General features: G+C 66.3%; 11 protein-coding genes and 1 pseudogene. 8 read left to right on the top strand and 4 right to left on the bottom strand.

Annotated features, from left to right (window positions below; all coding sequences use genetic code 11):
• The 3 genes and pseudogenes from LJ725_RS28740 to LJ725_RS28735 all read left to right on the top strand — a co-directional run.
• Positions 1-103, top strand: a pseudogene (locus tag LJ725_RS28740) (IS5 family transposase); the annotation flags it as partial.
• Between the two features lie 428 nt (positions 104-531).
• A complete protein-coding gene (locus tag LJ725_RS29365; protein ID WP_408015782.1) occupies positions 532-744 on the top strand; it encodes an aldo/keto reductase in 213 nt (70 codons plus the stop codon).
• Between the two features lie 830 nt (positions 745-1,574).
• The gene (locus LJ725_RS28735; RefSeq protein ID WP_230554353.1) at positions 1,575-2,540 is read left to right on the top strand and encodes an aldo/keto reductase; all 966 of its coding nucleotides are present in this window, start codon (positions 1,575-1,577) and stop codon (positions 2,538-2,540) included.
• 245 nt (positions 2,541-2,785) lie between these two features.
• On the opposite strand, the gene LJ725_RS28730 is transcribed toward LJ725_RS28735, so the two are convergent.
• Positions 2,786-3,001 carry a hypothetical protein gene (locus LJ725_RS28730; RefSeq protein WP_230554352.1) on the bottom strand — a complete coding sequence of 72 codons (216 nt, stop codon included), beginning with the start codon at positions 2,999-3,001 and terminating at the stop codon, positions 2,786-2,788.
• A gap of 67 nt (positions 3,002-3,068) precedes the next feature.
• On the opposite strand from LJ725_RS28730, the gene LJ725_RS28725 reads away from it, so the two are divergent.
• Entirely contained in the window at positions 3,069-3,533 is a 465-nt protein-coding gene (locus LJ725_RS28725) for an SRPBCC family protein (RefSeq protein WP_230554351.1), read from the top strand.
• A 288-nt stretch (positions 3,534-3,821) separates the two neighbouring features.
• Complete coding sequence (locus LJ725_RS28720; protein ID WP_230554350.1) at positions 3,822-5,495, top strand: N-acyl-D-amino-acid deacylase family protein; 1,674 nt, start codon at positions 3,822-3,824, stop codon at positions 5,493-5,495.
• Between the two features lie 182 nt (positions 5,496-5,677).
• Here the strand turns inward: LJ725_RS28720 and queE are convergent, their stop codons facing one another.
• Positions 5,678-6,403: a 7-carboxy-7-deazaguanine synthase QueE gene (queE, locus tag LJ725_RS28715; RefSeq protein WP_230554349.1), complete on the bottom strand. Its 726-nt coding sequence runs from the start codon at positions 6,401-6,403 to the stop codon at positions 5,678-5,680.
• Complete coding sequence (locus LJ725_RS28710) at positions 6,400-6,963, bottom strand: 6-pyruvoyl trahydropterin synthase family protein (RefSeq protein ID WP_230554348.1); 564 nt, start codon at positions 6,961-6,963, stop codon at positions 6,400-6,402. The genes queE and LJ725_RS28710 overlap by 4 nt, the downstream gene beginning before the upstream one ends.
• A 504-nt stretch (positions 6,964-7,467) precedes the next feature.
• On the opposite strand from LJ725_RS28710, the gene LJ725_RS28705 reads away from it, so the two are divergent.
• Complete coding sequence (locus LJ725_RS28705) at positions 7,468-7,851, top strand: DUF805 domain-containing protein (protein WP_230554347.1); 384 nt, start codon at positions 7,468-7,470, stop codon at positions 7,849-7,851.
• 78 nt (positions 7,852-7,929) lie between these two features.
• Complete coding sequence (locus LJ725_RS28700) at positions 7,930-8,637, top strand: ribonuclease activity regulator RraA (RefSeq protein ID WP_230554346.1); 708 nt, start codon at positions 7,930-7,932, stop codon at positions 8,635-8,637.
• Positions 8,638-8,654: 17 nt separating this feature from the next.
• Here LJ725_RS28700 and LJ725_RS28695 read toward each other — a convergent pair whose 3' ends face one another.
• Entirely contained in the window at positions 8,655-10,043 is a 1,389-nt protein-coding gene (locus LJ725_RS28695; RefSeq protein WP_230554345.1) for an adenylate/guanylate cyclase domain-containing protein, read from the bottom strand.
• A gap of 200 nt (positions 10,044-10,243) precedes the next feature.
• On the opposite strand from LJ725_RS28695, the gene LJ725_RS28690 reads away from it, so the two are divergent.
• Positions 10,244-10,816, top strand: coding sequence for a glutathione peroxidase (locus LJ725_RS28690; RefSeq protein ID WP_230554344.1), 573 nt, complete (start codon positions 10,244-10,246; stop codon positions 10,814-10,816).
• The last annotated feature ends 109 nt before the right edge of the window (positions 10,817-10,925 follow it).

Here is a 10,925-nt window from a genome sequence, read left to right as displayed (position 1 = left end):
CAGACTGAAGCAATGGCGACGCATTGCAACTCGCTACGACAAGCTGGCGGCAAACTTCCTCGGCTTCGTAAAGCTCGCCAGCATCATGCTCTGGCTCAAATAGAAATTGTCACCACAGCCTAGCTCTTTACGGAGCAGAAATAGCAATTTACCGCCAAGTTCTTCAGGTTCGAGAGCCAAGAGCCCATCGACATCGGGAATTGCGTGAACAAGGGTCTGCATATTCTCTTACTCACGTTTGACCTAGCGTAGATAACACACCTCTCAGATTACAACTTCAGATATATATCCTTCTAGTACGAATGACCCAGTACACACCCTGCCTGTCACCAATTACGAGATACAAAAACCACTCTCGTCATTTTCAGAAATAGGAGGATCACTCGAATCTTTTGGGTGTGGCGCGACTATAGTAGTCTTGCCACATCCGTAACGAGCTTGATCCACGCCACTAAGCCCTAATCAGGAACGTGCCATGTACTACCACCCCCTCGGAAACACCGGCCTCACCGTCTCCGTCGCCGGGCTCGGCTGCGGCGGCAACAGCCGGCTGGGGCTGGGGCGCGGGCGAGTTTCGACGAGTGTGTGGGGGTCGCGCGGGCGGCGATCGATCTGGGGGTGAACTTCCTCGACACGGCCGAGGTCTACGGGACCGAGGAGATCGTGGGCGCGGCTGGAAGAACGTCCGCCAGAGGATCAATGCCGAAGACATTCATGGCCTCGCCAGGATCTGGAGCGGCCTGAAGCTGGTCTATCCGTGCCGAAGGAAGAGCGTGACGTAGGCGACTAAGGCAGAGGCCATGATCGGTAGCAGAGGCAGCAGGACCGGCCATATCCGAGCGATGGAAGCCTCGGGCCGGCCACTTGAAGCCGTACTTTTTCGGACGACCCGCTGAACGCCTGCAAATACGAGCCAGCTGAAGGCAATGGCGAAGGGAAAGATTAGGATGAGAGCCGCAGCACCCCAGAATCTGAACCAGCCAGATGGTATCCCTGGTTCACCCAAAGCAGCCACCAGCACAAGGGGCAGGACGCAGTAAGACAGCAGCACAGCCCATGCCATCGTGTTGCACACTATCAGCCACTTTGACGTGGGCGGATGCGGAAGCTTTTGTGCGTCAAGCATATCGATTCAACTCTCCCAGAGCCGCTCCTGTAGTTGTCGGTCGTACGCGGGATGGAGAAAGACAATTCCTTGCGAGTGTCTCTCCCACGACAATTGCAGCCTGCGCAGCACTTGCTCCTTGATCGAAGTCGTTACTGCTTGGCCTCATAGTCACGCTTTCCACGCCTCGTCCGTTGTGTAATGCGGACGGCGCGATGCCGTTCTTCGCAACGATCACTTCCATCTCGCCGGTTTCAAGACCACACGGCGACGGAAGCACAAAATCTACAATGCACCACCAGAGAGCGAAAGATGGCTTGATTGACGGGGAAGCCAGCTGCGCATCCGTAGTTCGGTCGCGCCCAGGCAGCTGGTATCCACTCTATTCCGATGGCGTTCGAGGCTGCTCAGGAATGCCACCGAACGAGCAATATCACACTCTATCAATACGCATGGACAGGAGCACCCAATGAACTATCACCCCCTCGGAAACACCGGCCTGACCGTCTCCGTCGCCGGGCTCGGCTGCGGCGGCAACAGCCGGCTCGGGCTGGGGCGCGGGGCGAGTTTCGACGAGTGCGTGGCCGTCGCGCGGGCGGCGATCGATCTTGGGGTCAACTTCCTCGACACGGCCGAGGTATACGGGACCGAGGAGATCGTGGGCGCGGCGGTGAAGTCCTACGACCGCGACAAGCTCTTGATCTCGACCAAGGCGCTGTTCAGGACCGAGGACACGGCGGCGACGGTGACCGGGAAGGTCGAGGCGTCGCTGAAGCGGCTCGGGCTCGACCATGTCGACATCTTCCATTTCCACGCGGTCGGCCCGGCGGCCTACGAGCATCATCGCGACGTGCTGGCGCCGGCGCTGCTGCGGCTCAAGGAGCAGGGCAAGGTGCGCCATGTCGGCCTCACCGAGACGGGGCCGCGCGATCCCGAGCAGGCGATGCTGGCGCGCGCCGTCGAGGAGGCGCCGTGGGAGGTCATCATGCTGGCCTACAGCCTGGTGAACCAGGGCGCGCGCACCAGGGTGTTCCCGGTGACCGTGCGGCGCGGCATCGGCACGCTGCTGATGTTCGTCGTGCGCAACATCTTCAGCAACGACGCCTACCGCCGCGCCGTGTTCGCCAAGCTGGTCGAGGACGGGCGGCTCGACGCCTCGGTGCTGTCGCAGGGGAGCGCGGACGGCGATCCGCTCGCCTTCCTCGTCGCCGAGGGCGGCGCGGCGAGCATCACCGATGCGGCCTACCGCTACGCGCGCCACGAGAAGGGCGCCGACGTCATCCTGTTCGGCACCGGCAACAAGGCGCATGTGAAGGCGAACATCGAGTCGATCCTGCGGCCGCCCCTGCCCGCGCCGGTCGTCGAGCGGCTGCACCGGATGTTCGGGCATCTGAGCGGCGTCGGGCTCGACCTGCCGGGGCCGGTGAAGGCCTGAGGGCCTTTCCAAGTCCGACCAAAGCAACAACACCAACCTCATGCTGAGGAGCGGTCCACGGGACCGCGTCTCGAAGCATGGGAACGCGCACCGCGTCCGTTGCCCATCCTTCGAGACGCGCCCCTGCGGGGCGCTCCTCAGGATGAGGTCGGTGATTGAATCGGTTCAATTGGTTGCCGGCCAGCCTCTCAGGATGAGGGAGTGGTGCTGGTGGCGGTCGTGGGTGAGCTCGAAGCGGAAGGTCTCTAGCCCTCCTCGTCGCGGACCACGAAGCGGGCCTGTTGGACTTCGTCGGCCGACCAGCCGTCGGCCTGCATCTGGATACGGGCGCGGTCGACATAGTCCTGCTCGAAGATCGGGGCGTGCACGAAGCCCAGGGCGATCGTGTAGGAGCGGAGATATTCGTCGCGCAGGAAGACGTCGATCAGCTTGGTCGGCACGATGGAAGTATTGCCAGCCAATAGTGAAGCTATTTTGAAGGTGGGGGCCGCGGGGGCGAGACTGTGCGCCCAAGGAGGAGCAGACCCCATGTCGACCGAGTCCACGACCGAGACCGGAACCGTCCGCCTGCACCGCGTGCTGACCGCCCCGCCCGAACGCATCTACCGCGCCTTCCTCGATGCCGACGCGATGTGCAAGTGGCTGCCGCCGCACGGCTTCACCGGCCACGTCCATTCGATGGACGCCCGCGTCGGCGGCAGCTACCGCATGTCCTTCACCAACTTCTCGTCGGGCAACAGCCATTCCTTCGGCGGCACCTTCGTGGAGCTGGTGCCCAACGAACGCATCCGCCACACCGACAAATTCGACGATCCCAACCTGCCCGGCGAGATGCAGACCACGATCGTCCTGCGCAAGGTGAAGGTCGGCACCGAGGTCGAGATCGTGCAGGAGGGCATCCCCGCCGTGATCCCGACCGAGGCCTGCTACCTCGGCTGGCAGGAATCGCTGACCCTGCTGGCGCAGCTGGTGCAGCCGGAAATTCCGGGCTGATTCAGGCGATAGCCGAAACACCCACGCCAACCTCATGCTGAGGAGGCTGCGCAGCAGCCGTCTCGAAGCATGGGCACGCGCACCACGTCCGTTGCCCATCCTTCGAGACGCACGCCTGCGGCGTGCTCCTCAGGATGAGGTCGTGTGACTGCATCTGGAGCGGAAGACTTCAGCGCCCGCGACGGACTGAGCAGCTGCAGCGAGCCTGCGCTCTGCGGCTTTGGGGAGTGGCGCGGCCGGGCTGCGGTGGTAGCGTTTCCGCCAGAAGTTTCTGGGAGGAAACGCACAATGAGCTACGACCTCGTGATCAAGAACGGCACCGTGGTCGATGGCACCGGCGCCGCGCGCTACCAGGCCGATGTCGCGATCGTTGACGGCAAGGTGGCCGAGATCGGCAAGGTGACGGAGGGTGCGAAGCGCACCATCGACGCGCACGGGCTCGTCGTCGCGCCGGGCTTCGTCGATCCGCACACGCATTACGATGCGCAGATCTGCTGGGACGGCGCGGTGACGCCCTCGTCGTGGCACGGCGTCACCTCGGTGGTGATGGGCAATTGCGGCGTCGGCATCGCGCCCTGCAAGCCCGAGACGCGCGAGATCGCGATGAAGGACCTGGTGAACGTCGAGGGCATTCCCTTCGACGTGCTGAACAAGGGCATCACCTGGGACTGGGAGACCTTCCCCGAGTTCATGGATGCCGCGGCGGCGCGCAAGCCCTCGCTCAATCTCGCCTTCATCGCGCCGCTGACGCCGTTCCGCCACTACGTGATGGGCGACGCCTCGATGGAGCGCGCCGCCACGCCCGCGGAGACGCATGAGATCGCGCGGCTGATCGGCGAGGCGATGGACGCCGGCGCGCTCGGCTTCTCCTCGACCACGCTCAACCAGCATATGGGCTTCGAGGGCAAGCCGCTGGCCTGCCGCAACGCCAGCCGCGAGGAGATGAAGGCCTATGCCAACCAGCTGAAGCAGCGCGGGCGGGGCGCCATCGAGATCGCGCTGACGCGCCAGGTCGGCGTGCTGGAAGAGGACCAGTGCGAGCTGCTGGACTTCCTGCTGGAGGAGAGCGGCCGGCCGGTGACCTTCATCGCCCTGTTCGACCGCGACGACATTCCCGAGGCGGTGCGCGACACGCTGCGCCGCGCCGCGCCGCAGATCGCCAAGGGCGCGCGGCCGCAGACCTCGCCGCTGCCGCTCACCCGCGAATGCAACATGGACAATCCCTTCGCCTTCGCCGCCTTCCCGGCCTGGAAGCGGGTGTTCGCCGACACCTCGAAGGCGGCGCAGAGACTGGTCTATGCCGATCCGGCGTTCCGCAATCAGTTCAAGGCCGACCTCAAGAACCCGACCGGCTTCAGCGACTGGCGCCGCGTCGTGGTCCATGACGTGCGCAATCCGGCGCTGAAGCACCTGGAGCGCAAGTCGATCGCCCAGATCGCGCAGGAGCAGGGCAAGGACAGCGTCGACGCCTTCCTCGACACGGTGCTGGCCGACGATCTCGACACCGAGCTCACCATCTCCTCGTGGAACACGCGCGAGGACCGCATGCGCGAGCTGCTGAACAACCCCGCCATCCTGATGGCGCTGGGCGACGGCGGCGCGCATGTCGACATGCTGTGCGACGCCGGCTACCCGACCTACCTGCTGGGCACCTGGGTGCGCGAGAAGCAGGCGATCACGCTCGAGGAAGGCGTGCGCAAGCTCACCTCCGATCCCGCCGACCTCTTCGGTCTGAAGGATCGCGGCCGCCTCAAGAAGGGCGCGCCCGCCGACGTCGCGATCTTCGATCCCGCCGCCATCGGCTCCAGCAACCACGGCGAACGCCGCCACGACCTCCCCGGCGGCGCCAAACGCATCGTCATGCCCTCGCGCGGCGTCGAATACACGGTGGTCAACGGCGCCCTCACCTGGGAGCAGGGCCGGCTGACCGACGCGAAGGCGGGGTTGGTGTTGCGGGGGTAGAGCCTCCCGAAGGCTTCCCCCGCACGTGGGACCATCACACGAACCTCATGCTGAGGAGGCTGCGAAGCAGCCGTCTCGAAGCATGGGCACGAGCACCACGCCTGTCGCCCACCCTTCGAGACGCCACGCTTCGCGTGGCTCCTCAGGGTGAGGTGGGTTGCGGTATGGGCAACCCAGGACTCTCACACCCCGCGCTCGTTGCCCCAGGCCAGCACGTGCAGCTGCGGCAACACCGTCGCATCGAACCAGCGGTCCTGCGCCACGCGATCGACCAGCCAGCGGAAGCGGGCCATGAGGCCCTTCTGGTCGACGCCGTCGCGGCCGGCCTCGTTGGGTTCGCCGGGCGTGTGGTTGCCGACGGAGAGGTACACCGGCAGCGACGGATGGCGCGCGGCGGCGGTGCGGGCAAAGGCATAGTCCGCCTCGTCGAACACCGCGACCTTGAGCACCGTTTGAGGCCCGCCGTTGGCGGCGGCGAGGCAGGCGTCGAAGGCGCGCCAGTCGGTTTCCATGCCGGACGACGGCGGCTTGGGCGACAGGACGAGATGGTCGAGCGTGGCGAACCAGTCGGCGGCGACGCTGCCCTGGGTCTCCATCGCGAAGCGATGGCCGCGCGCGTGGCCCTGCTCGATCAAGGGCCCGAGCGGCTGGATGGCGGGATTGCCGCCCGAGATCGTCACCAGTACGGGCACGGCCCCGGTCAGGTCCGCCACGCGCGACAGGATTTCCGCCGGCTCCATCGGCAACCAGTCGTGGCGATAGTCCGAAAGCACGGCGTAGAGCGTGTCACACCACGAGCAGCGATAGTCGCAGCCGCCGGTGCGCACGAACACGGTGGGCCTGCCGATCAGCGCGCCCTCGCCCTGCACGGTGGGCCCGAAGATCTCGGAGATGCGGATCGCGCTCATCGGCGCGCGACGGCGAGGGAGAGCGCGACCGGTACCGGATCGAGATCGTTGATGCTGTCGTCGGCGCGGCGCCACCAGCCGGCACCCGCGCGCGCGGGCAGCACGTCGGCCGGATCGCCGGCGAGCGTCACCGCATTGGTCGGCGTCTCCTCGACCGTGAGCTCGACGCAGCGCAGGTCGTTGCCGTCGGCCGCCAGGAAGGCGTTGAGCTTGGCCATCAGGCAGGCGGCCAGCATCTCCGTGGTCGGATCGCCGGGCGTGACCAGCAGGCGGCCGAGCCGCTGCGGCTCGTGCGCGCGGAACCAGTTGATCATCGGATCGGACTCGCCCAGCTGGAAGGCATGGTCGACCCGGTCGTCGACAAAGCGGTGCCAACGCGCCTTGGCCTGCTCGAACGGCGCGACCATGTTGGCACGGCCGTCGAGACGCTGCGGCGCCACGGGCTGGAGGCGGGCGATCACCTGTTCGTTGTGACCGTGGGGAATGGCGCACTTGCCGGCGGGATCGGCGATCAGCCGGTGCGCCATGCTGAAACGCCGGGTGAAGATGAGGCTGAACATCAGCCGCGTGCGCCCGGCACTGGGACGATCATCTAAAACTCCTGTTTTGACCGGGTGGGTCTGCGACCGGGACGGCGCGGGGCGCCGACGCGGTCCTTCTGCCCCAGCCCGGCGGCCAGGGGAAGCCGTCACCGGCGCGGCATGGTGCCGTCGCTTCGCAGCGTGTGAAATTAGCTGAGAGGACAGCGGACCGATCGCAGCAGGCCTGGAGTCTTTCCAATTACGATGGAATCACCAACACCAACCTCATGCTGAGGAGCGCTCCGATGGAGCGCGTCTCGAAGCATGGGCACGAGCACCATGCCTGTTACCCATCCTTCGAGACGCGCCGCTTCGCGGCGCTCCTCAGGATGAGGTAAGTGCTTGAATCGCTTCACTTCATTTCCGGCCAGACTCTCAGGCTGAGGTGGTGCGGGTCGTCTTGAAGCGGAAGGAGTCTAGGCACACGGGTCGATGTGATGGCACACTTGTAATGCTCGGCCTGCGAGCATCGGGGGAGATCGAGTGAAGAGACTTTTGTTCAGCTTTCAGGGCCGCCTCAATCGCGCGCCCTACTGGTACGTGCACCTTGCCCTGGCGGCCATTCAGTTCCCGATCTTTGGCGCCTTGTTCGCCATCATCGTCTACCCGGTCATGGAGACACGGGACATGAACGCGATACAGGACGCCGCCAGGACGATGAACCTCATCTGTCTGCTGTTCGCGCCCTTCATCTGGATCAGCCTGGCCGTCATGGTTAAGCGCTGCCACGACCGCGACAAAACGGGCTGGTTCATCTTCATCATGCTGGTGCCGCTGATCGGCCCGATCTGGCTCCTGATCGAGCTCGGCTTCCTGCGCGGTACCACAGGACCCAACCGGTTCGGCTCCGATCCTCTGGGTTATTGACGTCAATCGGTCGTGGCCGTGCCGCGGCGCGTCGCCTATTCTCCGCCTCTTTCAGAATGCCAGAGAAACGGAGACACCGTGCAGACGACGCCGCTTTCGAAAGAGCTCCACGACACCCTGTCGAAGATCACGACGGCCAGCATCACGACGATCCTGCTGAAGAAGGGGCTCCGTAACGTCTGGATGCGCGGCACGCGGCCGATCAAGCCGGGCCAGGGCCGCCTCGTGGGACGCGCCTTCACCCTGCGCTTCGTGCCGGCGCGCGAGGATCTCGCGACGCCGGAAAGCTGGTCCTCGCCGATCTCGACCCGCGCCGCGATCGAGGCGATGCCCGAGGGCGCGATCGTCGTGGCCGACGCGATGGGCGTCACCGACGCCGGCATCTTCGGCGACATCCTGTGCGCGCGCATGGTGAAGAAGAACGTCGCCGGCCTCATCACCGACGGCGTGGTGCGCGACATCGCGGGCGTGCTGGGCACCGGCCTGCCGGTCTGGTGCCAGGGCGCCGCGGCCCCGCCCTCGGTCGCCGGCCTCACCTTCGTGAGCTGGCAGGAGCCGATCGGCTGCGGCGGCGTGGCGGTGTTCCCCAACGACGTGGTCGTGGTCGACGACGACGGCGCGGTGCTGATCCCGCAGGCGCTGGTCGAGGCGGTCGCCAAGGAAGGCACCGAGCAGGAGCGGCTCGAAGGCTGGATCATGTCGGAAGTCGAGCGCGGCGTGCCGCTGCCCGGCCTCTATCCGCCGAACGACGAGGCCAAGGCGCGCTACGCCGCGACCAAGAAGTAGCCGCGCAACCCCGCCGCTCAGGCCACCCAGACGTCGATCGGCGCTTCCCGCCCGCGTAAGGAAAGCGCCGGCACGCGGCGGAAGCCGTCGGGCACGGCGTTGCAGCCGCCGGCTTCGCCGATCCGCGACACCACCGCGTCGCTGGCGACGATGCGGCAGCCCAGCGTGCGCGTGGCGGCCTCCAGCCGGCTCGCCACGTTCACCGTGTCGCCCAGCGTCGCGAATTCGAGCCGCCGCTCGGTGCCGATGTTGCCGAGGATCGCCGGGCCGAAATGGACGCCGACCGAGATGCTGAGCGTCGGCAGGCCGGCCGCCGCCAGTTCGGTGTTGGCGTCGGCCATGCCCTGGACGATGTCGCGGGCGGCGGCCAGCGCGTTGGCGCAATCGGTGGGCGAGATGCGCGGCGTGCCGAAGGTCGCCATGACTCCGTCGCCGAGATATTTGTCGAGCGTGCCGCCGTTGGAGAAGATCGCGTGCTCGATGACGCCGTGGCAGCGGCGCAGGAGCTGCATCACCGTCTCGGGCGTCTCGCGCTCGGCGAGCTGGGTGAAGCCCACGATGTCGGCGAACAGCACCGCCACGTCCTGCGAGCGCACCGCACCGACGTCGCTGCGGGCGGTCGCCAGCTCGTCGACCATCGAGGGCGGGAAATAGCGCGAGAGATTGGCGCGTTCCGCGGCGATGTCGGCCTGGCGGAGCAGCAGCGCGTTGGAGCGCTGGCCGCGCAGCGCGAGGATCGCCGCCACCAGGAAGAAGATCAGCATTTCCTGCGCCCGGATCGACCAGACCACCGAATTGGGATCGACGATCGCGCGCAGGGCCGGCATGCCGGCGAAGGCGGAGGCCACCCTGGCGCCGAGCTCCGGGTCGGTCCTGCCCAACAGGGCGACGCCCAGCACCGCCACGGCCCAGATCAGCACGACGGCGCTGCCCATGGTGAGGATGGTCCGCCACGAATAGGCGAGCGTGGCGAGCGCCAGGATGATGAAGAAATACGGGAAGGTCTCGAAGCGGAAGATCATCGCCGTCGGAAAGCTCTCCGACGCGAAGGGATTGGGAACCGTGAGCGCCACCGCCAGCAGCACGAGGTCGGCCAGGATCAGCGCCAGCTCGACGCGCGAGCGGCCCACCGTGGCGAAGCGCAGCTGCGCCCAGCCGAGGCCGATGAAGACCAGCAGCAGCCCATGGAAATAGAGCATGCTCCAGTTGGCGTTCTGGAACGCGATCAGCACGCCGCTCGCCACCAGAGCGATGGTGCGCGCCCAGGCCGCGATGCGCTGGCCTTCGAGCTTCTCCTTGCGCAGCGCCTCCACCAGGAAGGGATTCTCGGACGACACGAGCCGTTCTTCCTGGGCGCGCCGCAGCGACAGGTTACGGAAGATCTCGACTGGACCGGACGACGCCATCACGCCCCCTTCTCGCGAACGCTACGGGGCGGCAGCATGGCGGGCGATGCGGCGCCGGTACAGCGCCACAGGTACAGTGCCACAGGTACAGCACCACCGGGACGCCGGACGGGGTCCTGTGCGATACACTTGGCCGCAAGGAGAGAGCGGATGACGAACGGGCGGGATCGCGTCGGGAACACCGGCGCAGGCGGCCATCCATGAAGCTGCTGCGGTTGCTGGCCTTCGCCGTGGCGGGCGCGCTTCTGTCGGCGGCGGCCTGGTCGCAGGCCGGGCGCCAGCCGGTGGACTGGGCGGGCGTGTCGCTCGAATCGATCGGCGGCGGCCCGCTGCCGACCAGCGACTATGCCGGCAAGGTCGTGCTGCTGGTGAACACGGCCTCCCTGTGCGGCTTCACCGGCCAGTACAAGGGACTGGAAGAGCTGTGGCGCCGCTACAGGGACAAGGGCCTCGTGGTGCTGGGCGTGCCGTCGAACGATTTCGGCAGCCAGGAGCCCGGCAGCAAGGAAGAGATCAAGCGCTTCTGCGAGGCGAGCTTCGACGTCACCTTCCCGCTCGCCGACAAGCAGATCGTCTCGGGGCCGAACGCCCATCCGCTCTATCGCTGGGCCGCGGCGCAGACCGGCACGATCGGCACGCCGAGCTGGAACTTCCACAAGATCCTGATCGGCCGCGACGGCCGCGTCATCGACTGGTTCACCGCGGTGAGCGGCACCGGCTCGAAACTCGAACGCGCCATCGAGGCGGCGTTGGCCCGCCCCACCTCATCCTGAGCGACCGTCGTGAGGGTCAAGCGTTTGCCCATGGCTTTTTGTCCCTGAGGATTGCGTTGAGGATGGTCACGAGCTTGCGCATGCAGGCGACGATGGCGACCTTTGCGGG

The organism is Reyranella aquatilis, assembly GCF_020880995.1.
Lineage (GTDB): Bacteria > Pseudomonadota > Alphaproteobacteria > Reyranellales > Reyranellaceae > Reyranella > Reyranella aquatilis.
Note: the sequence above shows the minus strand (reverse complement) of the source record. Positions and strands in the feature narration are given on the sequence as shown.